This is a genomic window from Pantoea sp. LMR881 (genome assembly GCF_027157825.1).
Lineage (GTDB): Bacteria > Pseudomonadota > Gammaproteobacteria > Enterobacterales > Enterobacteriaceae > Pantoea > Pantoea haifensis.
On the sequence record NZ_JAPVOK010000002.1, the window covers coordinates 2,529,293 to 2,556,091 of the forward strand.

Annotated in this window: 22 protein-coding genes and 2 pseudogenes; 16 read left to right on the forward strand and 8 right to left on the reverse strand. The window is 53.4% G+C overall.

Annotation, left to right across the window (positions count from 1 at the left end):
- Nucleotides 1-1,897: 1,897 nt before the first annotated feature.
- Nucleotides 1,898-3,811: a bifunctional 5-dehydro-2-deoxygluconokinase/5-dehydro-2-deoxyphosphogluconate aldolase gene (locus O3W44_RS13685; RefSeq protein ID WP_269293498.1), complete on the reverse strand. Its 1,914-nt coding sequence runs from the start codon at nt 3,809-3,811 to the stop codon at nt 1,898-1,900.
- Nucleotides 3,812-4,361: 550 nt separating this feature from the next.
- Between O3W44_RS13685 and iolD the strand changes: the two genes are divergently transcribed.
- The 3 genes from iolD to iolE are packed head-to-tail and all read left to right on the forward strand — an operon-like array spanning nt 4,362 to nt 8,319.
- Entirely contained in the window at nt 4,362-6,299 is a 1,938-nt protein-coding gene (gene iolD / locus O3W44_RS13690; protein WP_269293499.1) for a 3D-(3,5/4)-trihydroxycyclohexane-1,2-dione acylhydrolase (decyclizing), read from the forward strand.
- 58 nt (nt 6,300-6,357) lie between these two features.
- Nucleotides 6,358-7,371 (forward strand): Gfo/Idh/MocA family oxidoreductase, encoded by a 1,014-nt coding sequence (locus O3W44_RS13695; RefSeq protein WP_269293500.1) that lies wholly within the window; start codon nt 6,358-6,360, stop codon nt 7,369-7,371.
- Between the two features lie 51 nt (nt 7,372-7,422).
- On the forward strand, nt 7,423-8,319 hold the full coding sequence (gene iolE / locus O3W44_RS13700; RefSeq protein WP_269293501.1) for a myo-inosose-2 dehydratase: 897 nt from the start codon (nt 7,423-7,425) through the stop codon (nt 8,317-8,319).
- A 71-nt stretch (nt 8,320-8,390) separates the two neighbouring features.
- Here the strand turns inward: iolE and O3W44_RS13705 are convergent, their stop codons facing one another.
- Nucleotides 8,391-8,945 carry a DcrB family lipoprotein gene (locus O3W44_RS13705; RefSeq protein ID WP_269293502.1) on the reverse strand — a complete coding sequence of 185 codons (555 nt, stop codon included), beginning with the start codon at nt 8,943-8,945 and terminating at the stop codon, nt 8,391-8,393.
- Nucleotides 8,946-9,061: 116 nt separating this feature from the next.
- Nucleotides 9,062-9,727 (reverse strand): 7-cyano-7-deazaguanine/7-aminomethyl-7-deazaguanine transporter, encoded by a 666-nt coding sequence (locus O3W44_RS13710; protein WP_269293503.1) that lies wholly within the window; start codon nt 9,725-9,727, stop codon nt 9,062-9,064.
- A 202-nt stretch (nt 9,728-9,929) separates the two neighbouring features.
- Here O3W44_RS13710 and tusA point away from each other — a divergent pair, with 202 nt between their 5' ends.
- Nucleotides 9,930-10,235 (forward strand): sulfurtransferase TusA, encoded by a 306-nt coding sequence (gene tusA / locus O3W44_RS13715; protein ID WP_269293504.1) that lies wholly within the window; start codon nt 9,930-9,932, stop codon nt 10,233-10,235.
- Here the strand turns inward: tusA and O3W44_RS13720 are convergent.
- Both O3W44_RS13720 and O3W44_RS13725 read right to left on the reverse strand, forming a co-directional pair.
- Nucleotides 10,206-12,485, reverse strand: a complete 2,280-nt coding sequence (locus O3W44_RS13720; RefSeq protein ID WP_269293505.1) for a zinc/cadmium/mercury/lead-transporting ATPase — start codon at nt 12,483-12,485, stop codon at nt 10,206-10,208. The two genes, tusA and O3W44_RS13720, sit on opposite strands and share 30 nt — an antisense overlap.
- 96 nt (nt 12,486-12,581) lie before the next feature.
- On the reverse strand, nt 12,582-13,208 hold the full coding sequence (locus O3W44_RS13725) for a lysoplasmalogenase (protein ID WP_269293506.1): 627 nt from the start codon (nt 13,206-13,208) through the stop codon (nt 12,582-12,584).
- A 269-nt stretch (nt 13,209-13,477) separates the two neighbouring features.
- Between O3W44_RS13725 and O3W44_RS13730 the strand changes: the two genes are divergently transcribed.
- On the forward strand, nt 13,478-13,834 hold the full coding sequence (locus tag O3W44_RS13730; protein WP_269293507.1) for a DUF2500 domain-containing protein: 357 nt from the start codon (nt 13,478-13,480) through the stop codon (nt 13,832-13,834).
- A 27-nt stretch (nt 13,835-13,861) separates the two neighbouring features.
- On the opposite strand, the gene O3W44_RS13735 is transcribed toward O3W44_RS13730, so the two are convergent.
- Together O3W44_RS13735 and rsmD are read right to left on the reverse strand one after the other, a co-directional pair.
- Complete coding sequence (locus O3W44_RS13735; protein WP_269294440.1) at nt 13,862-14,131, reverse strand: DUF1145 family protein; 270 nt, start codon at nt 14,129-14,131, stop codon at nt 13,862-13,864.
- Nucleotides 14,121-14,720, reverse strand: coding sequence for a 16S rRNA (guanine(966)-N(2))-methyltransferase (gene rsmD / locus O3W44_RS13740; protein ID WP_269293509.1), 600 nt, complete (start codon nt 14,718-14,720; stop codon nt 14,121-14,123). The genes O3W44_RS13735 and rsmD overlap by 11 nt, the downstream gene beginning before the upstream one ends.
- 233 nt (nt 14,721-14,953) lie before the next feature.
- Here rsmD and ftsY point away from each other — a divergent pair, with 233 nt between their 5' ends.
- The 4 genes from ftsY (at nt 14,954) to rpoH (ending at nt 19,142) form a co-directional block, all read left to right on the forward strand.
- A complete protein-coding gene (gene ftsY, locus O3W44_RS13745) occupies nt 14,954-16,393 on the forward strand; it encodes a signal recognition particle-docking protein FtsY (RefSeq protein ID WP_269293510.1) in 1,440 nt (479 codons plus the stop codon).
- Between the two features lie 5 nt (nt 16,394-16,398).
- Nucleotides 16,399-17,067 carry a cell division ATP-binding protein FtsE gene (gene ftsE / locus O3W44_RS13750; protein WP_269293511.1) on the forward strand — a complete coding sequence of 223 codons (669 nt, stop codon included), beginning with the start codon at nt 16,399-16,401 and terminating at the stop codon, nt 17,065-17,067.
- Nucleotides 17,057-18,040, forward strand: a complete 984-nt coding sequence (gene ftsX, locus O3W44_RS13755) for a permease-like cell division protein FtsX (RefSeq protein WP_269294441.1) — start codon at nt 17,057-17,059, stop codon at nt 18,038-18,040. The genes ftsE and ftsX overlap by 11 nt, the downstream gene beginning before the upstream one ends.
- 244 nt (nt 18,041-18,284) lie before the next feature.
- Complete coding sequence (gene rpoH, locus O3W44_RS13760; RefSeq protein ID WP_269293512.1) at nt 18,285-19,142, forward strand: RNA polymerase sigma factor RpoH; 858 nt, start codon at nt 18,285-18,287, stop codon at nt 19,140-19,142.
- A 40-nt stretch (nt 19,143-19,182) separates the two neighbouring features.
- Here rpoH and panM read toward each other — a convergent pair whose 3' ends face one another.
- Nucleotides 19,183-19,569: an aspartate 1-decarboxylase autocleavage activator PanM gene (gene panM, locus O3W44_RS13765; RefSeq protein ID WP_269293513.1), complete on the reverse strand. Its 387-nt coding sequence runs from the start codon at nt 19,567-19,569 to the stop codon at nt 19,183-19,185.
- Nucleotides 19,570-19,972: 403 nt separating this feature from the next.
- On the opposite strand from panM, the pseudogene O3W44_RS13770 reads away from it, so the two are divergent.
- From O3W44_RS13770 to ugpB, 7 genes and pseudogenes are all read left to right on the forward strand, one after another.
- Nucleotides 19,973-21,084: pseudogene (locus O3W44_RS13770) on the forward strand (branched-chain amino acid ABC transporter substrate-binding protein).
- Nucleotides 21,085-21,195: 111 nt separating this feature from the next.
- Entirely contained in the window at nt 21,196-22,122 is a 927-nt protein-coding gene (livH, locus tag O3W44_RS13775) for a high-affinity branched-chain amino acid ABC transporter permease LivH (RefSeq protein WP_269293514.1), read from the forward strand.
- Nucleotides 22,119-23,384 (forward strand): high-affinity branched-chain amino acid ABC transporter permease LivM, encoded by a 1,266-nt coding sequence (locus O3W44_RS13780; RefSeq protein ID WP_269293515.1) that lies wholly within the window; start codon nt 22,119-22,121, stop codon nt 23,382-23,384. The genes livH and O3W44_RS13780 overlap by 4 nt, the downstream gene beginning before the upstream one ends.
- The gene (gene livG / locus O3W44_RS13785) at nt 23,381-24,148 is read left to right on the forward strand and encodes a high-affinity branched-chain amino acid ABC transporter ATP-binding protein LivG (protein ID WP_269293516.1); all 768 of its coding nucleotides are present in this window, start codon (nt 23,381-23,383) and stop codon (nt 24,146-24,148) included. Before O3W44_RS13780 ends, livG begins: the two co-directional genes overlap by 4 nt.
- A 1-nt stretch (nt 24,149) precedes the next feature.
- Nucleotides 24,150-24,860 carry a high-affinity branched-chain amino acid ABC transporter ATP-binding protein LivF gene (livF, locus tag O3W44_RS13790; protein WP_269293517.1) on the forward strand — a complete coding sequence of 237 codons (711 nt, stop codon included), beginning with the start codon at nt 24,150-24,152 and terminating at the stop codon, nt 24,858-24,860.
- 77 nt (nt 24,861-24,937) lie between these two features.
- A complete protein-coding gene (locus O3W44_RS13795) occupies nt 24,938-25,300 on the forward strand; it encodes a hypothetical protein (RefSeq protein ID WP_269293518.1) in 363 nt (120 codons plus the stop codon).
- A 152-nt stretch (nt 25,301-25,452) separates the two neighbouring features.
- A pseudogene (ugpB, locus tag O3W44_RS13800) lies at nt 25,453-26,768 on the forward strand (sn-glycerol-3-phosphate ABC transporter substrate-binding protein UgpB).
- The last annotated feature ends 31 nt before the right edge of the window (nt 26,769-26,799 follow it).

Here is a 26,799-nt window from a genome sequence, read left to right on the forward strand (position 1 = left end):
ACGCTGAGCGGATGAGGGATTTCAGGACGAGCGGCATGGATGCCGCGAAGAGGCTGGAATGAACCACGGAGGGTGAATTCAGCCGTTCCGTCAGAAATCCAGAAAGAGCGAAGGGACCGCGGAGCGGCGGGCGGGCAGGCCGGAAGCGCGGGTCAAGGGTTGCCGCTCAGCAACCCTTGTCGGTCGCCTGCAGCGGGGAAAATGAAACTGCCCGGCTGGCGGGCGAACGAAACCTTCTCCGTGCCTGTTCGCGCAGCGAACAAAACCCGCCGTGCGGGTAAATACTCCGTGTGGGTAAACACTCCGTGTGGGTTCCGCCCGCCAGGCGTGGGGCAGTTTCAGCGCCTCCGTGCAGGCGGACGTGTCAAGGGGCGTCGCGGCCCCTTAACAATCCCCGCGCCCGGCAGCCTCTGCTGTACCTTCGTCTCTCGCTGCGGCCTGACGGACCGCCCGGACTTGCCAGTCCCTGGCGCGTTCCGGCCTCTCGCCGACGTCCTGTCGGCTCGTCCTGGCCTGCGCTCTTTCCTCAGCGCGCCGGATGCCTCCACCAACCCCGCCTGTGATCCTTTTATTTATTAAAACAGATTCGTGTTGTCTGAGGTTTTGAAACGCAAAAACTCACCGCCATGAAGTCTGTAAAGAACGGAAGCTGCGGGTGCAGCGGGGGTTGTCAGAGGCCTTCCTGCACGCTGAGCGGATGAGGGATTTCAGGACGAGCGGCATGGATGCCGCGAAGAGGCTGGAATGAACCATGGAGGGTGAATTCAGCCGTTCCGTCAGAAATCCAGAAAGAGCGAAGGGACCGCGGAGCGGCGGGCGGGCAGGCCGGAAGCGCGGGTCAAGGGTTGCCGCTCAGCAACCCTTGTCGGTCGCCTGCAGCGGGGAAAATGAAACTGCCCGGCTGCCGGGCGAACGAAACCTTCTCAGCGCCCGGTTCGCGCAGCGAACGAAATCAGCGCCGGTTCGCGCAGCGAACAAAACCCGCCGTGCGGGTAACACTCTGTGCAGGTTCCGCCCGCCAGGCGTGGGGCAGTTTCAGCACCTCCGTGCAGGCGGACGTGTCAAGGGGGCGTCGCGGCCCCTTAACAATCCCCGCGCCCGGCAGCCTCTGCTGTACCTTCGTCTCTCGCTGCGGCCTGACGGACCGCCCGGACTTGCCAGTCCCTGGCGCGTTCCGGCCTCTCGCCGACGTCCTGTCGGCTCATCCTGGCCTGCGCTCTTTCCTCAGCGCGCCGGATGCCTCCACCAGCCCCCGCCTTTGATTTCTGAATTAATGCCTTAACAAGGTGTTGTCTGAGATTTTGAAACGCAAAACTCAAAAACTCACCGCCATGAAGTCTGTAAAGAACGGAAGCTGCGGGTGCAGCGGGGGTTTGTCAGAGGCCTTCCTGCACGCTGAGCGGATGAGGGATTTCAGGACGAGCGGCATGGATGCCGCGAAGAGGCTGGAATGAACCACGGAGGGTGAATTCAGCCGTTCCGTCAGAAATCCAGAAAGAGCGAAGGGACCGCGGAGCGGCGGGCGGGCAGGCCGGAAGCGCGGGTCAAGGGTTGCCGCTCAGCAACCCTTGTCGGTCGCCTGCAGCGGGGAAAATGAAACTGCCCGGCTGCCGGGCGAACGAAACCTTCCCCGTGCCTGTTCGCGCAGCGAACAAAATCAGCGCCCGTTGGCGCAGCGAACGAAACCTTCCCCGTGCCTGTTCGCGCAGCGAACGAAATCAGCGCCCGTTGGCGCAGCGAACGAAACCTTCTCCGTGCCTGTTCGCGCAGCGAACGAAACCTTCTCAGCGCCCGTTGGCGCAGCGAACGAAATCAGCGCCCGTTGGCGCAGCGAACGAAACCAGCGCCTGTTCGCGCAGCGAACGAAACCCGCGCCGGTTCGCGCCCGACCCTCACCTCATTCTCGCGCGGCGCGCCAGTACTCAATGAGTCGTAAATAGTTGCTTTTCACGACCTCTGTCAGCGCCTGATCATCCAGCTCGCCTTGCAGCCACTGACGTGAAGGTTGACCAAAAATGGTACGGCCTACGGCGAAGCCTTTTACCCAGGGCGCTTTTGCAGCTGCGGCGAAGCCCGCTTTCAACTTCTCTTCTGGTGCATCCAGACCCAACAGCAAAATGCCGCGACAGTATGGATCCTGTTGCTCGATCAGGCCGCTGATGGCCTCCCAGGTTTCTGCGGACAGTGGGGGCAATTTCCACCAGTCTGGCTGGATACCCAGGCTGTAAAAATGGCTGAGTATATCAAGATAATAAGACTCACTATGATCGGGATTGCTCTCAGGCAAAATCACTTCCAGTAGCAGTTCATGGCCGCTCTTGTTACAACCTTTCCACACGTCGAGAATGACATCGTCCTGCTCTTTGCGCAGTTCGGCGCTGTCATGGGGATGGTAAAAAACCAAACACTTCACGACGTGTTCGGCAGGCCAGTCAATTAATTGCGAGCCGATATTGCCGTGCTCCAGGCGTAGCGGACGTGAACCTGGCAGCTCAACCGGGCGACCAATCCACCAGTTTTTTCCGGTGATGGCGTTCAGGGCTTTTTGACCATAGGTGGTGTCCGCCAGAATACCGCTCTTGTTCTGCAAGCCCGCTTCCTGTGCTGCTTCTTCCGCTGCTTTTAACAGCAACCGTTTCAACTGTGGGATCCCGCTTTCATCAACGCCAGCTTCCCGCGCCATATCGGCGAGTTGTTTACGGTGATCAAAAGCAAAAACACACAGCTCAGGCCACTGCTGTTTGCGTGTCGTTACGCGGTGCAGATGATTTAATCGGCTGTCGCGATCGGGACGTTTCACCTCTGTATCGCGGCTCAGGAAATCATCCAGCTCGGTTTTGGTTGGCATAGCGGGTGCACAGCCGTGGCGAGAAACCACCAGCGCACCGCAAGCATTGGCATAACGACAGGCCTGTTCCCAGCCTTCATCGTTCAGCCAGCCGCGCAACAAGCCAGACATAAAGGCGTCGCCCGCGCCCAGCACGTTTAACACATCGACGCGCACGCCCGTGTGCAGTCTGGTCTTTTCCCAGCTATCAGGAATGTCTCCTTCAAAAACCACGCAGCCCAACGGGCCACGTTTGCACACCAGTGTCGCCTGACTTGCCTGGCGCACGTTCTTCAGTGCGGTCAGTGTGTCGGTGCTGCCACCGGCTATATGAAACTCTTCTTCGGTTCCTACTATCAAATCGAAGTAATGCACCACTTCCTGTAACTGCTGCGTTACCTGCGCGGACTCAATGAAACGCGTTTCACCGTCACCCAGTGAGGTCAGCCCCCATAATACCGGTCGATAATCGATATCCAGCGCGGTGCGCAGACCGTTGCTTTTGGCGATTTTTAACGCTTTCAACACAGCTTCGCGCGTTTGTGGATGGGATAAGTGAGTACCCGTCACCGCCACAGCGCGGGAAGACGCAATAAACTCTTCTTGAATATCTTCCGGCACCAGCCCCATATCAGCGCAGTTATCACGGTAGAAAATCAGCGGAAAGGTCTCTTCATCTTTAATGCCGAGGATAACCATACCCGTGAGGCGCTTCTCATCAGTGATCAATCCCTCGGTATTACAGCCCACGCGCTGCAATTCTTCACGCAGGAAGCGACCGTTATGCTCATCACCCACACGTGCCAGCATGGCGGACTTTAACCCCTGAATGGCGGTACCGTAAGCGACATTTCCCGATGAACCGCCGAGATACCTGGCAAAAGAGGTGACATCTTCTAAGCGTGCACCAATCTGCTGGCCATAAAAATCGACGGCGATGCGCCCGATACAAATCACATCAAGCCGCTTCTGTTGTGTACTCATACCTGTGGTTTCCTTCTGTGATAAGCAGACACTGTCGGCGAAAAGCCCGACATCGCGCGCTTTGCTTCCGGGGTCTCAAGGTGCCCGATTGGCTATGAGGGCAGTATGGGGAATAAAAATTCCAAATTCAATATGAAATGAAACGTATGTCGCGATTTTGTGAACCAGGTAAAACTCTGGAAAGCGTACAAACCCACAAGGCATGAGTCACATCGCTCCTTGCCATTTCAGGCTTGTGAGGCAGATCTCAGGAGTAGCTGAATAAATAAAGGAAGCTACTGAAGTGAAATGAAATTTCTTATATATGGCTTAAGCTTACTGAATATTCCACTTTTCGATCATAAAGCCTTTTTCAGCATCCCGTTACGTCCTTAAATTTGATCTCACTCGCAAAATGAAATGTTTCTTCTGTAATCATGTTTTATGGAAAAAATATTTGTTTATAATCGCCTCACGTTTCAATTATCCCTGGTCGCCTTTTCCGACATCTTACTTCGCTTCACGCGTTGTACCGGAATTCAGGTACCACCAGCATGTAAAGGAAGAGCATATGGGCACAATCAGGCTGACTACCGCGCAGGCGTTAGTTAGATTTCTTGATAATCAATATATTAATGTTGATGGCGTTGAAACTAAGTTTGTAAAAGGCATCTTCGCTATTTTCGGACATGGCAACGTTCTTGGCCTGGGCCAGGCGCTGGAGCAGGATAGCGGCGATCTGGTGGTACATCAGGGACGTAATGAACAGGGTATGGCACATGCGGCAACTGGCTTTGCCAAACAGTCCTTGCGCCGTCAGATCATTGCCTGTACCTCTTCCGTCGGGCCAGGCGCGGCAAACATGATTACTGCTGCCGCCACCGCCACCGCTAACCGTATTCCGCTGTTGCTGCTGCCGGGCGATGTGTTCGCTACACGTCAACCCGATCCGGTGCTGCAACAAATTGAGCAGAGCTACGATCTCAGTATCAGCACCAACGACGCTTTCCGCGCTGTGAGCAAATACTGGGATCGCGTAAGCCGTCCTGAACAATTAATGACGGCCTGCATCAATGCGATGCGCGTTTTAACCGATCCGGCTGAAACGGGCGCGGTAACGCTTTCTCTGCCGCAGGATGTGCAGGGCGAAGCCTGGGATTACCCAGAATATTTCTTCCAGAAACGTGTGCATCGTCTGGATCGTCGTTTACCCACCGCAGCACAGTTAGAAGATGCGCTAACGCTTATTAGCCGCAAACGTAAGCCAGTTATTATTTGTGGGGGCGGCGTGAAATATTCTGAAGCGGGTGAGGCGCTGCGTCAGTTCGCTGAACGCTATCAGATTCCGTTTGCGGAAACACAGGCAGGTAAAGGCACTTTGGTTTCTGATCACCCTCTTAACGTGGGCGGCGTCGGTGAAACAGGCTGTTTAGCGGCCAACCTGCTGGCTAAAGAAGCAGATTTGGTCATTGGCGTTGGCACGCGGTATACCGATTTTACTACCGCGTCGAAATGGATTTTCCAGAACCCCGATGTCAGCTTCCTCAATATCAATGTCAGCAATTTCGACAGCTACAAGCTGGATGGTGTGCAGTTGCTGGCGGATGCGCGTGAAGGTCTTACGGCGTTGAGCAGTGCACTGGCTTCACAAAATTACAGCAACGACTGGGGCAGTCAGATTGAGCAGGCACAAAGTAAGTTACTCAAAGAGACGCAGCGTGTTTATCAGGTGGAATACAGCGAAGGCTTTATCCCTGAAATTGCCGATCATATTGATCGCGAAGCGGTATTTGCGGAATTTAATCGTTTGACGCAATCCCTGCTGACGCAAAGCAGCGTGCTGGGCACCTTAAACGAGCAGCTCCCAAAGAATGCAGTGATTGTGGCGGCAGCGGGCAGCTTGCCGGGCGATCTGCAGCGCGTATGGCGCACCAAAGATTACAATGCGTACCACGTTGAATATGGCTATTCCTGCATGGGCTATGAAGTGAATGCCGCGCTGGGCGTTAAGCTGGCGCAGCCGCAGCGTGAAGTGTATGCGCTGGTCGGCGATGGCTCTTTCATGATGTTGCACTCCGAACTGGTGACCTCTGTTCAGGAAGGCGCAAAAATCAACGTTGTGCTGTTGGATAACATGACCAACGGCTGTATCAATAATCTGCAAATGGAACACGGTATGGACAGCTTTACCACTGAGTTCCGCTTCCGTAACCCGGAAGGCGGCAAACTGGATGGCGGTTTTGTGCCCGTCGACTTTGCCGCTATTGCTGCCGGTTACGGCTGTAAAACCTATCGCGTGACCACCCTCGATCAGCTCAAAGCAGCACTGGAAGATGCGCAGAAACAGACGGTTTCCACGCTGATCGACATCAAAGTATTGCCAAAAACCATGGTGCACAAATATTTCAGCTGGTGGCACGTAGGCGTGGCGCAGGCTTCGGATTCAGAACGCACTCAAGGTGTCGCCGATAACCTCAACGCCCATCTGGATCAGGCACGTAAGTATTAATCTCGGGGCTGGTTTCCGGCCCCTTTTTCTTATCTGAAAGAACCCTACAGGTGCAATTATGACTTTGAAACTTGGCGTGATTGGTGCAGGTGCAATTGGTCAGGAACATATTCGCCGCTGCAACAATGTATTACAGGGCGCAAAAGTGGTTGCCGTTTCGGACATCAATGTTGACGGCGCGCGTGCGGCGCTGCAACGGCTGAATATCGAAGCGGAAGTCTATCAGGATGGTCATCAGGTGATTCAGTCGCCAGAAGTGGATGCTGTATTGGTGACGGCCTGGGACCCGACTCACGAAGAGTTTACGCTGGCTGCGATTGCTGCCGGTAAGCCGGTATTTTGTGAAAAACCGCTGGCGCTGAGCGCAGAAGGCTGCCGCCGCGTGGTGGATGCTGAAATCAAACACGGTAAGCGTCTGGTGCAGGTTGGTTTCATGCGTCCTTACGATGCCGGCTATCGTGCGCTGAAAAAAGTGATCGCGGACGGTGAAATCGGTGAGCCACTGATGCTGCACTGCGCACACCGTAATCCAGTCGTGCCAGAAAGCTACACCACTGATATGGCGATCACCAACACCTTGATCCACGAGCTGGATGTGCTGCGCTGGCTGACCAATGATGATTACAAAAGCGTGCAGGTGGTTTTTCCCCGTGTGACGTCCAAAACCCACGCCAGACTGAAAGATCCACAAATCGTCCTGTTCGAAACCCAGAAAGGCGTGCGTATTGATGTCGAAATCTTTGTTAACTGCGCCTATGGCTACGACATTCAATGTGAGGTAGTTGGCGAAACCGGCATCGCTAAGCTGCCAGAGCCTTCCTCCGTGCAGATGCGTAAAGAGGCCAAACTGTCGAATACCATTCTGGTCGACTGGAAAGATCGCTTTATCGACGCCTATGACGTTGAGCTGCAGGCGTTCATCAACGATGTGAAGGCGGGTGAACTGACCGGACCCTCAGCCTGGGACGGCTTTGCTGCCTCTGTCGCAGCTGATGCCTGCCTCAAAGCCCAAAACAGTGGTGCAATTGAGCCAGTGGAAATGCCACCGCGTCCCGCTTTTTACAGCAAATAATCCGGTTTCATTGTGGGCAGCCTGGCTGCCCCTGTCGACAGGGATAACAAGATGAACAAAGATAACGTAAAACTGGCGATTGCGCCGATCGGCTGGACCAATGATGACATGCCGGAGTTGGGCAGCGAAAATACCTTCCAGCAAACGGTAAGCGAAATGGCGCTGGCCGGTTTTACAGGAAGCGAAGTTGGTAGCAAATATCCTCGCGATCCCGCCATTTTGAAACCCATGCTGGATATTCGCGGCATTCAAATCTGTAACGCCTGGTTCAGCACTTTTTTTGCCAATGGCGACAAAGCAAAAACCATTGATGAGTTCATTAATCACATGAACTTTTTACATGCGATGGGCGCACGCGTCATTGGCTGTTCTGAACAGAGCAAAAGTATTCAGGGAACCACACTGGCGGTATTAGAGCAGAAACCGATTTTCACCGATGAAGAGTGGCAGCTGACAGCAGAAGGTTACAACGCGCTGGCAAAAATCGCCGCTGAGAAAGGCATGCGCGTCACGCTGCACCATCATATGGGGACCGGCATTCAGACCACAGAAGAGATTGACCGCTTTATGGCACTGACGGATGAAAGCGTCGGGCTGCTTTACGATACCGGCCACATTTACTATTCAGAAGGATCGCAGGCGAAGATGCTGGCGGTGTTGGAGAAATACCTGCCGCGCATTTTCCATGTACACCTGAAAGATGTGCGCGATGAGGTCGTCGCGGAAGTGCGTCAAAACAAGCTTTCATTTCTTGATGGTGTGAAGAAAGGCACTTTCACTGTGCCCGGCGACGGCGTGATTGATTTCAAACCGGTGTTCAAAATTCTCGATGATTACGGCTATAAAGGCTGGATGGTGGTTGAAGCGGAACAGGATCCGGCACTGGCGAATCCGTTTGAGTACGCAGTTAAAGCGCGTAAGTACATTCGGGAAAAGGCAGGCATTTAGTTTTCTGGACGTTGTGCCCTCTTCCTGTCGAAGGGAGAGGGCATCGACGCACTGAAAACCGCCTGCGTGACTTATTTCAGCGTAATACTCTTAACGATATTATCGGCATCGCTTTGCGCTTGCTGCTGGTTATCGCCCGGCAGCGTGATCTGCAACGTCAGTAACTTGCCATCCACTTTTGCCAAAATCACTGATGACCACGATGTCTGATTATTGGCTGAAATCACCGTATCCAGCTGCTGTGCCGGTTGGTCTTTCAGCGTCACGGCTTTATTGGAAACTACCTGTAACTGCGGATCGCGGTTACGCTGCTGCTGTTCCATGCGCTGTGACAGCACATCCAGACTATCGTTGGTTGGATCACCGGCAATCACGATAATGGCACGCGCACCGGTTTCATCCGCGTACACGTGCATATTTGTCGCCTGAGAACCCAGTTTGCCGCTCTTATCGGACATGCCCGGCGGCAGTGAGAAACTCAGCTTTCCATCCATCAGCGTCACTGTCTGTGTGGACTGACTGGCGCTGACGCCATTGTCATTTGCTGCTTCGTCCTGCTTCTGATCACAGGCGGCTAAGCCTAAAACCAGTAAACCAATTCCCGCATATTTTACGATGTTGCGCATCAGAATCCCTTTTAAGTATCCAGCCAGGCGTTTATACAACAGGAATCAGGTTGCAAACGCAACCTGATGATTGTCAGCAAAGCTTAGCGTGTCACGATAAAAGGCTCTATTTCCGTTTAGCCGAAATTGACCTGCGCGCGAGTTGAACGTGCTGAGAGGCGTTTCAAAGTGGCATTGAGCAAAACGCCATAAGCCGGCAGGAAAAACACCATGCAGATCAGAATTTTAAAGCTGTAGTCGACCAGCGCAATTTCAATCCAGTGCTGCGCCATGAAGGGATCGGGACTTTTATAAAACGCGATGAAAAAGAAGGCCAGCGTATCGCTGATGTTGCCAAGAAACATCGCACAGCCAGGCGCAATCCACCACTGCGGTAAACGACGCAAGCGGTTAAACACATGCACATCAAGAATCTGACCGAGCGCGTAAGCCATAAAGCTGGCGCAGGCGATGCGGGCCACAAACAGATTAACCTCTTGCAGCGCGTGCCAGCCTTGCCATTCACCCTGATAAAACAGGCAGGAAACAGCATAGGAAACAAAAAGCGCAGGGATCATCACCGCCAGAATAATGCGACGGGCCAGCGGTGCGCCAAAGATGCGCACGGTCAGATCGGTAGCAAGGAAAATAAACGGAAAGCTGAATGCGCCCCAGGTGGTCGTGAAGCCAAAGATGGAAACAGGCAACTGCACCAGATAGTTACTGGATGTGATCACCAGCAGGTGAAACAGCGACAACCAAAACAGCGCGTGCATGCGCTGACGCGACGTGAATGCGAGCATAGTAAGCCTTTTAATGTTGGGGTGAGGGAACCCATTGCAGGATATTGTCAGGCAATAGTCTGCGGTTTAATGGATAAAAAGCGGCGGCATATTACCGCGTTGTGCTATTTATGCAATGGTTAATTTTAACGCAATCGTTATCGCCTTGCGTCAGTTAACTGAGGGGTTAGAATAAGCGCCCCAAACCAGAATCGAGTCCATTATGAGTGATGTTTTCACCTCGGCTGACCATCAGCTTGATGCGCGTGGCCTGCGCTGCCCGGAGCCTGTGATGATGGTGCGCAAAACCGTCCGTAATCTACAAAATGGCGAAACGCTATTGATTATCGCCGACGATCCCGCCACAACACGTGATATTCCTGGATTTTGCCGGTTTATGGAGCATCGTCTGTTAGCCCAGCAAACCGAAACGCTGCCGTATCAATACCTGATTAAAAGGGGCTGGAAGGGTAACGGCGGCCGCCTGCCGCCGCCTGTTTTATGCCGAACGCGCCCGCAGCAACCGTAAAGCATTGGCTGTGACCAGTGCGGTGGCGCCTGAATCAGCCAGCACCGCCAGCCATAATCCCGTCATGCCCAGCAGGGTTGTCACCAGAAACAGCGCCTTGAGACCTAACGCCAGCGCGATGTTCTGGCGAATAATGCTGCGCGTGCGACGTGCCAGCGCAATCATCGGTGCCAGATTGCTTAACTGATTACGTGTTAATGCGGCATCAGCCGCTTCCAGCGCCACGTCAGTGCCGCTGCCCATTGCAATGCCCAGCGTCGCTGCTTTCATGGCTGGCGCATCATTAATACCGTCGCCGACCATCGCCAGCGGATGTTGATGACTAAGCTGGCGAATGACTTCAACTTTATCGCCAGGCAGTAAGCTGGCGCGATAGCTGATATCCAGCTGTTGGGCGACAGATGCCGCCGCACGGGGATTATCGCCGGTTAACATCAGGCTGTTGATGCCCAGTTTTTTCAATGCCTGAACAGCAGCGATGGCATCGTGACGTAGCGAATCCTGCAACGCCAGTGCGCCCAGCGGCACGTCATCGCGTAATAAAACGATCAGCGTCTGTCCCTGCGCTTCTTGCTCAGCGATCAGGGCTTGTTGCGCTTCATTCAGCGTTGTGACACGAACCGGTGCCAGCAATTGCACCTGCTGGCCTGCAACCCAGGCGCTGATGCCGCTTCCCGCTAACGCCTGTTGTGACTGTGCCTGGGGCAACGGCAGGTTACGCGCCTGGGCGGCCGCAACGATCGCAATGGCCAGAGGATGGGTTGACCCCTGTTCTACAGCGGCGCTGAGCACCAGGAGTTCCTCCTCGCTGTTGTCGGCAAAACGCAGCACGCGGGTAACCTGCGGTTTACCCGCAGTAAGCGTGCCGGTTTTATCAAACGCAACCATTTTCAGTGCGCTTAATCGTTCCAGAGCCGCGCCGCCTTTAATTAACGCGCCCTGCCGGGCGGCGGCGGCAAGCCCGGAAGTAATCGCTGCGGGAGTGGAGATCACCAGTGCACAGGGACAGCCAATTAGTAACAGCGTCAGGCCCTTATAAATCCACGCCAGCCAGGCACCGAAGCCGAGCAGCGGCGGCAGCACCATCACCAGCAGCGAAAGCAGCATGATGGCTGGCGTGTAAACCCGGCTAAAAGTATCGATAAAACGTTCAACCGGGGCGCGATGGCTTTCCGCCTCTTCAATCAGTTGCAGAATGCGGTCGATGGCGCTTTCACCCGGTTCAGACACCACCTCCAGCGTAATCAGGCGATCAATACTGGTTGCGCCTGCCAGGATTTTTTCACCGCTTTCGCGCGTGACCGGCAGCGATTCGCCGGTTAATGCACTTTCATCAAAGCTGGCGCTGTCACTTATCAGGCGGCCATCAACCGGCAGCCGTCCTCCTGCGGCGACTTCGATAATATCACCGGGTTGAAGGTCAGCTAACATCACCTCGCTGCGCGTTGCGCCTGAAAGACGTGTGGCAGACTCTGGGCGCAGCGCCATCAGGCTGGTTACCCCGCTGCGCGCTCGTGACGCGGCGTAGGCTTCAAGCCGCTCGCCCAGCTGGAACAGCAGCAGCACCATCGCAGCTTCGGCATGGGCGCCAATCAGCAATGCACCGCCAGCCGCCAGCGTCATTAACATTTCTATAGTGAATGGAGAACCGCTGCGCAGGCGCTGAATCGCACTGACAGCGACGGGCCACAATCCGATCACAGTGGTGATGATAAACAGGCGATCGCCCCAAACCGCACTGAACTGGCTCAGCAACACGCTGGCGAGCATCAGCAAGCCGAGTACGATTACGCCGCGACTGGCGTACCAGGGTGAAGGCGCAGCACGCTCTTTCGAATGTGGAAGGAGCTGGAAACCGGCTTTTTTAACCGCGTGCTCTACAGCAGACGCCATGTTGCTGTTGGCGCTGACGACCAGCTTTTCACTGGAAAACAGTACGCGGGCCTGCGTGATGTCAGGCAACTGGCAAACCGCGGTTTCAATGGTGCGGGCGCAGCCTGGACAATCCATGCCGCTGATGTGCCAGCTGTATTGATACGATGTTAACGTTCGCCGATCGCTTTCCTCGTCGGCGTCACTGCCGGGGCTGTTCTGATCCTGAGGACAGCAGCCTGATGGCTCAGCCATGACCGGTGTTGCGGCGCTAATCGTAAGCGATGCCGGGCGAACACTGCGCACGTGACAAAGCGGTTTTGCCGCAGCGTGAGCGGCGCGGGGTTTGCCGCAGCCACAGGAGTGATGTTGATGCATGTGACCTCCGGATACAGAGCGGACCGGAATGTCCGCTCTGATATCCTACACTCTGGAGTTCACTCCAGAGTCAAGAACCAGGTCATTTTTTCTTCATTAGAGCCAGAGCGAACGCACAATCATAAAGTGACCGGCAAAATAGCAGGCAGCAATGATGGCGCTGTCGGCACTGAAACGGCGGCGATAGTGGGTAATGAACCAGATCACGTTAGCCAGTAACAGCAGGCTGGCCCCGATCATAATCGAGAAGCTGTAATCGGTAGGGCGGAAGAAATATTGCTCAGTTGCCATCCATGTCATCACTAATGTCATGCCAATAAAGGTACAAACTGGCCAGCGCAGATCAGCCAGTTTGCGCCAGATAATAGCGATCACCACCGCGCCAATGATCAGCAGCGTGAGCGGAATGGGCCAAAAGAAGGTCATCGTCATGTTCGCAGCAAAGCTCAGCGTATAGAGCAAATGCGAAAGGAAGAAGGCTCCCAGCGCATAGAGCATTTGCTGGCGCGGTAACAGCGTCAGGGCATCGCCAGCTAGCGTGGCGACCAAACCGGCGAGAATCAGATAGTCGGTGGTATTCAGGGTCGGAGCTTGCCATGCCAGGCCTACCAGCAGGAGAAGCGTAACCGGTTTAAACAGCCAGCGTTGCCATTGTGGTCCACGATAAGAGGCATCGACATACAGCCAACCGGAGAAAAGTACAGCGAGGAATGACCAGAGCATTGTTTCTCCCTTTTCCTACTCAACATCTTTCACGTTTCAGGCGTGTGGACTTCGCTTGCTCTCCCGAAGCACGGATTTCCGTCAACTGCGGGATTGCGCCTTTGCCGCCTTTCTGAAACGCGAATTATTTTGAGTATAAATTGTGAAAGTTCCCAAAATGTCGATCTCAGTTTAGGTTACGCCTTGACGATGTGACAATCGGGTAACTCTGGTTGTATGCTTTGCCGCGCAACAAATTTCCCTGTTATTCATTAAGCACGAGCAAAAATATGAGCAAACCACCGCTACTCTTTTTTATCGTCCTGGCCATTATCGCTATTCTGGCGACCCGTCAGTTCATAAAGCAACGGCGTGAAGCCGCTGTGAATGATGTCTCACCGATTCGCAGTCTGACGGTGCAGGTGAAAACCAAACGCGAATTTCCGGCTCCCAATCGCCGCTCACGCCAGCGTGAAGTGATTGCAGGGGAAGAGATGCGTTATGAAGCCTGGTTTCATCCGCTGAACGGAGCCAGTGATATCAAAGTGCAGGTGAATGAAGCAGACTATCACCAGATGGATAAGGGTTTGAAAGGCGAGTTGAAAATGCAGGGTTCGCGCTTTGTGAGTTTCACACCCGCGCAGTAAAAGCGGGCATTACGCCCGCGTTTTTCACTATTTCCGTGGAAAATGTTTTTTTTGCCAGGCGACCAGTTCAAACACGCCAAACAGAAACACTTTCGCCTGCGTCACACGATCAATGGGTGGCGCATCTTTGGTTTGGGTGGCACGCAGCAGCACCAACTGCAAGCCGTGCATCAGGATCATGAAAATCAGCGCGACATTAATAAAATAGGTCAGCGGCTTCGGATAAGGGTGGAAAACATTCAGCAGTAGAAAAGCCCAAACGCACAGCATCAACAGGCGTCCCAAATTAAGTAACATCATGCGTCTCCTGTTGACGTTGATACAAACGATAAGCCACTTGCCCGGCGATTTTCTCGCGGTGCAAATCCCAGTTAGCGGGCACCGGCGGTGTGCCGTTCTCTACTTCACTTTCGACGTAAATTAAAGCGTCGTCGGCCAGCCAGTGATTCTGCTCCAGCAGTTGCAACGTCTGCTCCAGCAAGCCTTTGCGAAACGGCGGATCGATAAACACCACATCAAACGGCTCGCCGGTTTGCGCCAGCCAGTTTAGCGCATTCGTTTGAATTACGTTGCCATTGCTGGCATTAAGCGTGTGGAGATTTTTCGTCAGTTGCTGTGCGACCGGACGTTCAAGCTCCAGTAGCGTGGCTGAGCCGGCATAGCGCGACAGGGCTTCTAAGCCGAGCGCGCCGCTACCGGCAAAGCAATCAAGACAGCGGGCTTGCTGAATATAGGGTGCCAGCCAGTTAAACAGCGTTTCACGCACGCGATCGGTGGTGGGGCGCAGACCGGCGCTGTCCGGTACGGGCAATTTTCGGCCGCGCCACTGACCGCCAATAATACGGATTTGCCCGGCGCCACCTGTATTGCGAGGGGTTTTTATCATCTTGCTCACAACTCGTCATAATTTGTTGCGTAGTTTAACGGGCGAAACGGTGAGAAGAAACGTTAAAAAAGGGTGCTGTGGTGAGCTGGCTGGAAAGTGTTAGACTACTGAGTTGCTGAAGTCATGCATAATTCTACGGTTTTACGCCAGCCTGGCGTTTACCACCAATACTGATTTTACACCTGGGAACAACGTGCGACCGGGATGAAGCCATCGAGGAGTGTGGTCACACAATGGCAAAAGAGAAAAAACGTGGCTTTTTTTCCTGGCTGGGATTTGGCAAAGAGGAAGAGAAGCAACAGCCGGCCGAAACGCCTGAGCAGGAACATCTGCCTGCTGAGACTGAAGTTGAGCAGCCAGCGCAGCAATCACCGGCCTTAAGCGAGGCCGAAGCGGAAGCGAAAGAGACTGTCGCCATCACCGAAACGGTGGCCGAACAGCAACGCGAAGCAGACGTGGAGCCTGCGCCAGAGATCATCGCTGAACCAGAACCGGTGCGTGCCGATCCTGAAGAACTGCTTGAGGTCGAACCTGCACCCGAACGCCCGGTGGCCGAGGCTGTGCCGGTAGCCGAAACAGAGGCGGAAGCGGTTGAAGATGAGATGCCGCTGAGCGACGAAGAGCTGGAAGCCCTGGCTTTAGCGGATGCTTCACCTGTTGAAGAAGCAGAAGTCATTGAGCCGGAAGACACCGTCAGCGATCTACCGTTAGCGGCAGCACCGATTATTTCTCAAGAACAGGAACGCCCGACGAAAGAGGGCTTCTTTGCGCGTCTGAAACGCAGCCTGGTTAAAACCCGCCAGAATCTCGGTTCCGGCTTTATTAGCCTGTTTCGCGGTAAAAAAATCGATGATGAACTGTTTGAAGAGCTGGAAGAGCAGTTACTGATTGCCGATGTCGGGGTAGACACTACGCGACGCATTATCACTAATCTTACTCAGCAAGCGAATCGCAAACAGCTACGTGATGCTGAGGCCTTATATGGCCTGCTGAAAACGGAAATGGCTGACATCCTTGCAAAAGTAGATGCGCCGCTGGACGTTACAGGCAAAACGCCTTTCGTTATTTTAATGGTGGGCGTTAACGGTGTGGGTAAAACCACCACCATCGGTAAGCTGGCGCGTCAGTATCAGGCCGAAGGCAAATCAGTGATGCTGGCAGCGGGCGATACTTTCCGTGCTGCTGCGGTAGAGCAGTTACAGGTTTGGGGCCAGCGCAACAATATTCCGGTCATAGCTCAGCACACCGGGGCCGATTCTGCCTCCGTTATTTTTGATGCTATTCAGGCCGCCAAATCGCGCGGTGCTGATGTGCTGATTGCCGATACCGCAGGTCGTTTGCAGAACAAATCGCATCTGATGGAAGAGCTGAAGAAAATTACCCGAGTCATGAAAAAGCTGGATGATTCGGCACCGCACGAAGTGATGCTGACGCTGGATGCCAGTACCGGGCAGAACGCTATCAGCCAGGCCAAACTGTTCCATGAAGCGGTGGGGTTAACCGGGATTACCCTGACCAAGCTGGATGGCACGGCGAAAGGCGGTGTGATCTTCTCGGTTGCCGACCAGTTCGGCATTCCGATCCGCTATATCGGTGTCGGGGAAGGCATCGAGGATTTACGGCCCTTTAAGGCTGAAGATTTTATTGAGGCACTGTTTGCCCGAGAGGACTAATTGGGATGATTCGCTTTGAAGAGGTCAGTAAGGCATATCTCGGTGGACGTCAGGCGCTGCAAGGGGTGGATTTTCATCTCCGTCCCGGAGAAATGGCGTTTCTGACGGGCCACTCTGGTGCCGGTAAAAGTACGCTGCTAAAGCTGATTTGTGGCATTGAGCGTCCAAGCGCCGGGCAAATTTGGTTTAGCGGCCATGACATTTCCCGACTGCGTAACAGCGAAGTGCCTTTTCTGCGTCGTCAGATCGGGATGATTTTCCAGGATCACCATTTGTTGATGGATCGTTCGGTCTACGACAATGTTGCGATTCCGTTGATCATTTCCGGGGCCAGCGGCGAAGATATTCGTCGCCGTGTCTCCGCGGCGCTGGATAAAGTTGGCCTGCTCGACAAAGCGAAAAGTTATCCCATTCAGCTTTCTGGCGGTGAACAGCAGCGCGTCGGAATTGCACGTGCGGTCGTTAATAAGCCTGCGGTGCTGCTGGCAGATGAACCCACCGGTAACCTGGATGATGCGTTGTCAGAGGACATTTTGCGCCTGTTCGAAGAGTTCAACCGCGTTGGCGTCACGGTGTTAATGGCGACGCATGACAGCGGTTTGATCGCGCGTCGTCGTTATCGTGTTATGACGCTGAATCAGGGACGCCTGCACGGAGGCCATGATGGTCAATAAACGCAATAAACGCCCAGCGGCACCGAAAGCGAAGCAACCGTCAAAAAGCAAAGCACTCAAAGGCGGCTGGCAGGAACAGTGGCGCTACGCCCTGCGCGGCACGCTGTCTGATATGTGGCGTCAGCCCTTAGCGACACTGCTGACGGTAATGGTTATCGCTATTTCTCTGACGTTACCCAGTGTCTGTTACATGGTGTGGAAAAACGTCAGCCAGGCGGCAACGCAGTGGTATCCCGCGCCGCAGTTAACGGTTTATCTCTCTAAAACGCTGGATGACACCGCCGCCGAAAATGTGGTGGCGCAGCTCAAGCAGGTTGATGGCGTGGATAATGTGAATTATCTGACGCGTGAAGAAGCTCTTAATGAGTTCCGTAACTGGTCCGGTTTCGGTGGTGCAATGGATATGCTGGAACAAAATCCGCTGCCTGCGGTGGCGATTATTACGCCGAAGCTTAATTTCCAGAATTCAGACACCATGCAAAACCTGCGCGACAGCGTGTCAAAAGTGCAGGGCGTGGATGAAGTGCGCATGGATGATAGCTGGTTTGCCCGGTTGGCGGCATTGACTGGGCTGGTCGGTCAGATTGCGTCAATGATTGGTATTCTGATGATAGTCGCCGTGTTCCTGGTGATTGGTAACAGCGTGCGGCTCAGTATCTTTGCGCGCCGCGATACCATTAATGTGCAGAAACTGATCGGTGCAACCGATGGCTTTATCCTGCGACCTTTTCTCTATGGCGGCGCGCTGCTGGGCTTCAGCGGTGCGGTTTTATCACTGGTGCTGTCAGAAGTCCTGGTGTTGCGTTTGCAATCGGTGGTGGCGCAGGTTGCGGCCGTTTTCGGCACCACTTTTTCGCTTGAAGGCTTCTCCTGGGATGAAGCCTTGCTGTTACTGCTTATCGCCGCAATCATTGGCTGGGTAGCGGCCTGGCTGGCAACGGTACAACATTTACGTCGTTTTACGCCGCAGTAAACGCCTGCAACATTTTTTTGGTATAATGTTCCTCTGCTGCCGACAACAGGAAGCAGAGGATCTTTCCCCGCTTTCTTTCTTGTCATCTGTGTGTAAAATATGCACTGCTACTACTGAACTTGTGGATAACTTTCGTGTCTCAGGAAGTAGCACAGATTGCTTTCGGATTTTCAGCGTCGTTGACATACTGTAACGTCTGCTGAAGGATACGCGCAGCAATTCCACTTATTTTGTGAGGGTTTGAATGACCAAAGAAATGCAAACTTTAGCTATTGCTCCTCTTGGCAACCTGGAATCTTACGTTCGGGCCGCCAACACCTGGCCGATGCTGTCGGCAGAAGAGGAAAAAGCGTTGGCTGAACGGCTGCATTACCAGGGCGATCTGGATGCGGCTAAGACGCTGATCCTGTCTCACCTACGCTTTGTAGTTCATATCGCTCGTAATTATTCCGGCTACGGCTTACCGCAGGCTGACCTGATTCAGGAAGGTAACATCGGCCTGATGAAAGCAGTGCGTCGCTTCAACCCTGAAGTTGGCGTGCGCCTGGTCTCTTTTGCCGTGCACTGGATTAAAGCCGAGATTCATGAATACGTTCTGCGTAACTGGCGTATCGTGAAAGTCGCTACCACTAAAGCACAGCGTAAGTTGTTCTTTAACCTGCGTAAAACCAAGCAGCGTCTGGGCTGGTTTAATCAGGATGAAGTTGAAATGGTCGCGCGTGAACTGGGCGTGAGCAGCAAAGATGTACGTGAAATGGAATCGCGTATGGCTGCACAGGATATGACCTTCGATATGTCCGCTGACGATGAGAGCGGTGAAGGTAAATCTATGGCACCCGTGCTTTATCTTCAGGATAAAACCTCTGATTTTGCTGACGGCATTGAAGAGGATAACTGGGAATCGCATGCTGCTGATAAACTGAGCTATGCGATGGAAGGCCTTGATGAGCGTAGCCAGCACATCATCCGTGCACGCTGGTTAGATGAAGACAACAAGACTACGCTGCAGGAGCTGGCCGATCAATACGGCGTCTCGGCAGAACGTGTTCGACAACTTGAAAAGAACGCCATGAAAAAACTTCGTATGGCGATCGAAGCATAAAAAAGGGCGACGGAGAGTCGCCCTTTTTGTTGTCTGCGTTTTATTTTATCCAGCCATCTGTTTGCGCTCTGAATCCACAGGCCTGCATAAAAGCTGCCCGCACGCTCTGATCGTCGCTGCCATCATCCGCTATCCACCAGTCTGCCAGCGATGCGTTCTGCTGCATGGTTTCTTCCAGCAAATATTTCCCCACGCCGCGCCGCCGCGTTGCGTCACGCACTTCAAGATGATGTACTTTTCCCTGCGTACCCACGATTTCTAACTGTAAAGCCGCCAGTAAACGTTCGTTAAAGCGTGCCGCGTACAGACGATAATTTTCGCCCAGCGAGTGCTCTAACTGTTTAATGTCTTGATCCGGCCAAATTCTACTTAAATCGATGCGGTCCTGTGGCGTAAACGCCGTTAAGCGCAGGATAGTGAGCTTCATGACAAACACCTGTACTGGTTCAAAGGGCAAAGTGTAGCGAAATTATACAGCGCGCGTGCCAACAGTTTTTTCTGAATAAAACAGGTCAAAAGTTGGCCTGGGTGCCAGGATAATAGTGGTAAACAGGGTTGGCTGATGACAAAAGCAGCATAACACGCTGGCAAACTGGTGAAAAACCGGCCATTGCAACCAGTTAATTATGCTGTCTGGTCCAGCTATTTCTAAACATCTCAGTTGATTTACAGAAGAAACTTCCTGTTTAATAACCTGAAAAATAAAGCCTTATTAACTATAAATGCCAGAAAAGCGTGCTAACTCATTATTGCTAAATCAGTTTTCATCTTTATCTGGCAGAAAATAAACAACTCACAACAAACACGACAAATCAGATGGGGAAGTTCGGATGAAAATGAAAGGTCGCGCTTTACTGGCAGGATGCGTTGCATTAGCCATGAGTCACACAGCTTTGGCAGAGGATATCAAAGTGGCCATCGTCGGTGCCATGTCCGGTCCGGTTGCACAGTATGGCGATATGCAATTTGCGGGTGCTACCCAGGCGATTGAAGACATCAACGCAAAAGGCGGCATCAATGGTGACAAACTGGTTGCTGTGAAATATGACGATGCCTGTGACCCAAAACAAGCGGTTGCGGTGGCTAACAAAGTCATTAACGACGGTATTCGCTACGTTATCGGCCACCTGTGCTCATCCTCAACCCAACCCGCCTCTGATATTTACGAAGACGAAGGCGTGCTGATGATTACCCCAGCCGCCACTGCTCCCGATTTAACCTCACGCGGCTACAAGCTGATCATGCGTACTACCGGCCTCGATTCTGACCAGGGCCCGACCGCTGCGAAATATATGATGAGTGAAATCAAACCTCAGCGCATCGCCGTGGTACACGATAAACAGCAGTACGGCGAAGGCCTGGCGCGTTCCGTTCAGGACAGCCTGAAAAAAGCCGGTGCTAATATTGTTATGTTCGAAGGGATCACCGCAGGTGACAAAGATTTTTCCACGCTGGTGGCACGCCTGAAAAAAGAGAACGTTGATTTCGTTTACTTTGGCGGTTACTACCCCGAAATGGGTCAGATTGTACGTCAGGCACGTGCGGCAGGCCTGAAAACGCAGTTTATGGGACCAGAAGGCGTGGGTAACGCTTCCCTCTCTAATATCGCGGGGGCGGCCTCCGAAGGCATGCTGGTCACACTGCCGAAGCGTTACGATCAGGTGCCGACTAACAAACCTATCGTTGACGCGCTGAAAGCGAAAAACTCGATCCAACCGGTCCATTTGTCTGGACCACCTACGCTGCGCTGCAATCAATGGCGGCCGGTATGGAACGTAGCAAAAGTGAAGAACCGGAAGATATCGTTAAGAACCTGAAAGAGGGCGCAGCTGTCCCAACCGTGATGGGCGACCTGAGCTGGGATCAGAAGGGCGATCTGAAAGGCTTCGAATTCGGTGTCTTTAAATGGCACGCCGACGGCACGTCTACTGCTGTGAAATAAGCCAGGCTATTTTCTGGCCCTGACGGGCCTGTGACAATAACGCCTGGTGCTTAGCGGCCAGGCGTTTTTTGTATCCCGTTTGGCAACGAACGGATAAGTAAGGGTTAAGGTATGTCCGAGCAGTTTCTCTATTTCCTTCAGCAGATGTTTAACGGTGTTACCCTCGGCAGCACCTACGCGCTGATCGCCATCGGTTACACCATGGTCTACGGCATTATCGGCATGATCAACTTCGCCCACGGCGAGGTATACATGATCGGTAGTTATGTCTCTTTCATCGTGATTGCCGCCCTGATGATGATGGGCATCGACACCACCTGGCTGATGATTGCCGCAGGTTTTGTCATGGCGGTGATCATCTCCAGCGCCTATGGCTGGAGCATTGAGCGCGTGGCCTACAAGCCGGTGCGCGCATCCAAGCGCCTGATTGCATTGATCTCCGCTATCGGGATGTCAATATTCCTGCAAAACTACGTCAGCCTGACACAAGGATCTCGCGATCTCGCGCTGCCAAGCCTGGTGACGGGCCAGTGGACATTAGGCGAAAGCAATGGCTTTGCCGCCACGCTCTCTTCAATGCAAATTGTTATTTGGGTCGTGACTTTCCTTGCCATGCTGGCATTGACGCTGTTTATCCGCTATTCGCGCATGGGCCGCGCCTGTCGTGCCTGTGCTGAAGATCTGAAAATGGCCAGCCTGCTGGGCATCAATACTGACCGCGTCATTTCACTCACCTTCGTTATTGGTGCGGCAATGGCCGCTGTGGCGGGAGTATTGCTGGGTCAGTTCTACGGCGTTATCAACCCATTCATCGGCTTTATGGCCGGGATGAAAGCCTTTACCGCAGCGGTACTGGGCGGCATTGGCAGCATTCCTGGTGCGATGATCGGTGGCCTGGTGCTTGGCATTGCTGAGGCGCTGACCTCAGCTTATCTCAGCACCGAGTATAAAGATGTGGTCTCCTTTGCCTTGCTGATTGTCGTGTTGCTGGTGATGCCGACCGGCATTCTGGGCCGCCCGGAGGTCGAGAAAGTATGAAGACCCTGGTTAATGCATTGATCTCTTCTGTGATGTTGCTGGTGCTGGCAACCTTCTTCATGGGGCTGCGACTGAACCTCGATGGCACGCATTTGGTGGTGCAGAATGCGGGCAGTGTCCGCTGGGAATGGATTGCTGTCGCTTGTGTAGTGGTGTTTCTGTTCCAACTGCTGCGTCCGGTATGGCAAAAAGGCCTCAAAAAGTTTTCCGGCCCTGCGCTGGTGCTGCCGGGAATTGATGGCTCTACCGCAAAGCAAAAGCTGGTCATGGCGGTGATCATCGTTGCGGCTGTCGCCTGGCCGTTCATGGTCTCACGCGGTACGGTTGATATTGCCACCATGACGCTGATCTACGTCATGCTCGGGCTTGGCCTGAATGTGGTGGTTGGGCTGTCAGGTTTACTGGTGCTGGGCTACGGCGGCTTTTACGCTATCGGCGCCTATACCTTCGCCTTACTTAACCATTATTACGGGCTGGGATTCTGGCAGTGTCTGCCGCTGGCGGGCATGATGGCGGCGCTGTTTGGCTTGCTGCTGGGCTTTCCGGTGCTGCGTCTGCGCGGCGATTATCTGGCGATTGTAACGCTCGGCTTTGGCGAAATTGTCCGTATTCTGCTGCTCAACAACACTGAAATTACCGGTGGGCCGAACGGGATCAGCCAGATACCGAAACCGACTTTATTTGGTCTGGAGTTCAATCGCAGCCCGCGTGATGGTGGCTGGGACACATTCCATAACTTCTTTGGCCTGAAATACGATCCCAGCGACCGCATCATTTTCCTCTATCTGGTCGCGCTGCTGTTGGTGGTACTGACGCTGTTTGTCATTAACCGCTTGCTGCGTATGCCGCTGGGCCGTGCCTGGGAAGCGTTGCGTGAAGATGAGATTGCCTGTCGCTCACTCGGCCTGAGCCCAACGCGCATTAAGCTGACCGCCTTTACCATCAGCGCCGCCTTTGCCGGTTTCGCTGGTAGCCTGTTTGCGGCGCGTCAGGGATTCGTCAGTCCGGAATCTTTTACTTTTGTCGAATCAGCCTTTGTACTGGCGATTGTGGTGCTGGGCGGCATGGGTTCACAGTTCGCCGTTATTCTTGCCGCTATCTTGTTGGTGGTTTCGCGTGAACTGATGCGTGATCTCAACGAATACAGCATGTTAGTGCTGGGTGGTTTGATGGTGTTGATGATGATTTGGCGTCCGCAAGGGCTGCTGCCGATGAAGCGTCCACATTTGAAGCTGAAGCAAAAACAAGGAGAGCAGGCATGAGTCAGCCTTTATTAGCCGTTGAAGGCCTGATGATGCGCTTCGGCGGCCTGTTAGCCGTGAATAACGTGGCGCTGGAGCTGCGCCCGCAAGAAATCGTGTCGCTGATTGGCCCAAACGGCGCGGGGAAAACCACGGTATTTAACTGCCTGACCGGTTTTTACAAACCGACTGGCGGCAGCATCAAACTGCGCGATCAACATCTGGAAGGCTTGCCAGGCCAGAAGATTGCACGTATGGGCATTGTGCGCACTTTTCAGCACGTGCGCTTGTTCCGTGAGATGACAGTGATTGAGAACCTGTTAGTCGCCCAGCATCAGCATCTGAAAAGCGGCGTGTTTTCCGGATTGCTCAAAACGCCCGCGTTTCGCCGTAGCGAAAGTGAAGCACTTGATCGTGCCGCCACCTGGCTGGCGCGGGTCGGGCTGCTTGAGATGGCTAACCGCCAGGCGGGTAACCTCGCTTATGGTCAACAGCGTCGGCTGGAGATAGCGCGCTGCATGGTGACACGTCCTGAAATTTTGATGCTGGACGAACCGGCTGCCGGTCTGAACCCCAAAGAAACCCACGAGCTGGATGAGTTGATTGCCGAACTGCGTGGCGAGCATCGGGTTTCGGTACTGTTAATCGAACATGATATGAAGCTGGTGATGGGTATTTCTGATCGTATTTATGTGGTGAACCAAGGGACGCCATTAGCCAACGGCACGCCGGAAGAGATTCGTAACAACCCGGACGTGATTCGAGCCTATTTAGGAGAGGCGTAAGATGGCAAGCATGTTAACCATTGAAAACGTAAGCGCCCACTACGGCAAAATCCAGGCGTTGCACAATGTCAGCCTGTATATCAATCAGGGCGAAATCGTTACCCTGATTGGGGCGAACGGTGCGGGGAAAACCACGCTGCTCGGTACGCTATGCGGCGAACCGCGTGCCAGTCAGGGAACCATTACCTTTGATGGTAAAGCGATAACCGACTGGCAAACCGCGCGTATCATGCGTGAAGCGATTGCGATTGTGCCGGAAGGCCGCCGCGTTTTCTCACGCATGACGGTAGAAGAGAATCTGGCGATGGGTGGCTTTTTTGCCAGTCGTCAGCAGTATCAGGAGCGCATTAAACGCGTTTATGAACTGTTTCCGCGTCTGGAGGAGCGCAAAGTGCAGCGTGCGGGCACCATGTCTGGCGGCGAGCAGCAGATGCTGGCGATTGGTCGTGCGCTGATGAGCCAGCCGCGCCTGCTGCTGCTGGATGAGCCATCGCTCGGTCTGGCACCGATTATTATCCAGCAGATTTTCGATACCATTGAGCAACTGCGTAGCGAAGGAATGACGATTTTCCTGGTGGAGCAAAACGCCAATCAGGCATTGAAGCTGGCCGATCGCGGCTATGTGCTGGAGAACGGTCATGTGGTGCTGGAAGATAGCGGCGAAGCGTTGTTATCAAATAAAGCTGTGAGAGATGCTTACCTTGGGGGATAATAACCAAGGGTAACGAATGCGCGTTGCCCGAGACAGAATGGCATGGAAGCCATGCCATTCCGTGACAAGGAGCAAGCATGCTATTTAAATTCTTATCTGTCGTATTCATCGCATTACCGCCTGCGTCGGCATTCGCTAACGACTTTTCCTATAAAGACTCAGGTGACTATTCTCATTTGATTGAAAAAAAAGCAGCAAAACCCCTTCCTGACAGCCCGTTTTTTCCTACCGACGAACCCGACACCCTGCATTGGGGAAAAAGTATAAACACGCCTTTAACCTCTTCTGAGAGGATGAAAGAGAAGAATAAAAAATGTCGGTTTTTTTACTCTTCAGTATGCATAAAAGAGCAGAGCCCGCTGTTTCGTGGAGATGCGCATATGAAGCGGCGAGAAGAGCCACCCTCTAAAAGGCCGTTTTTTAATTTTGACCAGGAGTAAAACAACGAAAAGGCAGGCACTGTTTCACCTGCCTTTGTTTTGTCATATTTTCGCCATATTAAAACTATTTTTCCTTCATTTTTCCGTGTCATGTTACTTCGCGAACAAAAAATGTGTGATTTCACACGTACCTACCTGCACAGGAAAATAATATGTCCGTGTTTACTTTTCGTCGTAGCCTGATGAGTGCGGTGCTGGGCCTGACGCTCAGCGGCAATGCGCTCGCCGCCACTGAAATTCCTTTTTGGCACTCAATGGAAGGTGAGTTAGGCAAAGAAGTCGACTCTCTGGCACAACGTTTTAACCAGGCGCATCCTGATTACAAAATTGTTCCCACTTACAAAGGTAACTACGAGCAGAGCCTGGCCGCAGGTATCGCAGCAGTGCGTTCTCATAAAGCGCCCGCTATTTTGCAGGTATACGAAGTTGGCACTGCAACTATGATGGCGTCGAAAGCCATTGTGCCAGTGCATCAGGTCTTTCAGGACGCAGGCATCTCGTTTGATGAAAAGCAGTTTGTGCCTACGGTGGCGGGTTATTACAGCGATTCACAGGGCCGTCTGATCTCTCAGCCGTTTAACAGCTCTACGCCGGTGCTCTATTACAACAAAGACGCTTTCAAAAAAGCCGGTTTGGATCCAGAACAACCGCCTAAAACCTGGCAGGAACTGGCAAAAGACGCCGATGCACTGCGTAAAGCGGGTATGAGCTGCGGCTACGCCAGCGGCTGGCAGGGCTGGATTCAGATTGAAAACTTCAGCGCCTGGCATGGGCTGCCGGTCGCCACCAAAAACAACGGCTTCGATGGCACCGATGCGGTACTGACGTTCAATAAACCGGTTCAGGTTCGTCATATCCAGATGCTGGAAGAGATGAATAAAAAGGGGACTTCACCTACTTTGGTCGTAAAGATGAATCGACCGCAAAGTTCTACAACGGTGACTGTGCCATCACGACGGCCTCTTCGGGTTCGCTGGCGGATATCCGTCACTACGCAAAATTCAATTTTGGTGTAAGCATGATGCCGTATGACGAAACGGTGCCTGATGCGCCGCAAAACGCCATCATTGGCGGTGCCAGCTTGTGGGTAATGAAAGGCAAAGATGCCAATACTTACAAAGGTGTTGCCGAATTCATGCAGTTTCTGGCGCAGCCTGAAATTGCCGCAGAATGGCATCAAAAAACCGGTTACCTGCCAATTACCACCGCAGCGTATGAGCTGAGCAGACAACAGGGCTTTTACGATAAAAACCCTGGCGCAGACATCGCGACGCGACAGATGCTAAACAAAGCACCCTTACCATTCACCAAAGGGATGCGTCTGGGCAATATGCCGCAGATTCGTACCCTCGTTGACGAAGAGCTGGAAGGCGTCTGGAGCGGCAAGCAATCACCACAAAGCGCGTTAGATAATGCTGTGAAGCGTGGCAACGATCTGCTGCGCCGCTTCGAGCAGCAGGTTAAGTAATGCGTCCTTCAGGGCCAGCTACGGCTGGCCC

Coding starts and splice junctions, on each gene's coding strand:
- O3W44_RS13685 (WP_269293498.1), bottom strand. CDS start 3,811: ATGAGTACACAACAGAAGCGGCTTGATGTGATTTGTATCGGGCGCATC.
- iolD (WP_269293499.1), top strand. CDS start 4,362: ATGGGCACAATCAGGCTGACTACCGCGCAGGCGTTAGTTAGATTTCTT.
- O3W44_RS13695 (WP_269293500.1), top strand. CDS start 6,358: ATGACTTTGAAACTTGGCGTGATTGGTGCAGGTGCAATTGGTCAGGAA.
- iolE (WP_269293501.1), top strand. CDS start 7,423: ATGAACAAAGATAACGTAAAACTGGCGATTGCGCCGATCGGCTGGACC.
- O3W44_RS13705 (WP_269293502.1), bottom strand. CDS start 8,945: ATGCGCAACATCGTAAAATATGCGGGAATTGGTTTACTGGTTTTAGGC.
- O3W44_RS13710 (WP_269293503.1), bottom strand. CDS start 9,727: ATGCTCGCATTCACGTCGCGTCAGCGCATGCACGCGCTGTTTTGGTTG.
- tusA (WP_269293504.1), top strand. CDS start 9,930: ATGAGTGATGTTTTCACCTCGGCTGACCATCAGCTTGATGCGCGTGGC.
- O3W44_RS13720 (WP_269293505.1), bottom strand. CDS start 12,485: ATGCATCAACATCACTCCTGTGGCTGCGGCAAACCCCGCGCCGCTCAC.
- O3W44_RS13725 (WP_269293506.1), bottom strand. CDS start 13,208: ATGCTCTGGTCATTCCTCGCTGTACTTTTCTCCGGTTGGCTGTATGTC.
- O3W44_RS13730 (WP_269293507.1), top strand. CDS start 13,478: ATGAGCAAACCACCGCTACTCTTTTTTATCGTCCTGGCCATTATCGCT.
- O3W44_RS13735 (WP_269294440.1), bottom strand. CDS start 14,131: ATGTTACTTAATTTGGGACGCCTGTTGATGCTGTGCGTTTGGGCTTTT.
- rsmD (WP_269293509.1), bottom strand. CDS start 14,720: ATGATAAAAACCCCTCGCAATACAGGTGGCGCCGGGCAAATCCGTATT.
- ftsY (WP_269293510.1), top strand. CDS start 14,954: ATGGCAAAAGAGAAAAAACGTGGCTTTTTTTCCTGGCTGGGATTTGGC.
- ftsE (WP_269293511.1), top strand. CDS start 16,399: ATGATTCGCTTTGAAGAGGTCAGTAAGGCATATCTCGGTGGACGTCAG.
- ftsX (WP_269294441.1), top strand. CDS start 17,057: ATGGTCAATAAACGCAATAAACGCCCAGCGGCACCGAAAGCGAAGCAA.
- rpoH (WP_269293512.1), top strand. CDS start 18,285: ATGACCAAAGAAATGCAAACTTTAGCTATTGCTCCTCTTGGCAACCTG.
- panM (WP_269293513.1), bottom strand. CDS start 19,569: ATGAAGCTCACTATCCTGCGCTTAACGGCGTTTACGCCACAGGACCGC.
- livH (WP_269293514.1), top strand. CDS start 21,196: ATGTCCGAGCAGTTTCTCTATTTCCTTCAGCAGATGTTTAACGGTGTT.
- O3W44_RS13780 (WP_269293515.1), top strand. CDS start 22,119: ATGAAGACCCTGGTTAATGCATTGATCTCTTCTGTGATGTTGCTGGTG.
- livG (WP_269293516.1), top strand. CDS start 23,381: ATGAGTCAGCCTTTATTAGCCGTTGAAGGCCTGATGATGCGCTTCGGC.
- livF (WP_269293517.1), top strand. CDS start 24,150: ATGGCAAGCATGTTAACCATTGAAAACGTAAGCGCCCACTACGGCAAA.
- O3W44_RS13795 (WP_269293518.1), top strand. CDS start 24,938: ATGCTATTTAAATTCTTATCTGTCGTATTCATCGCATTACCGCCTGCG.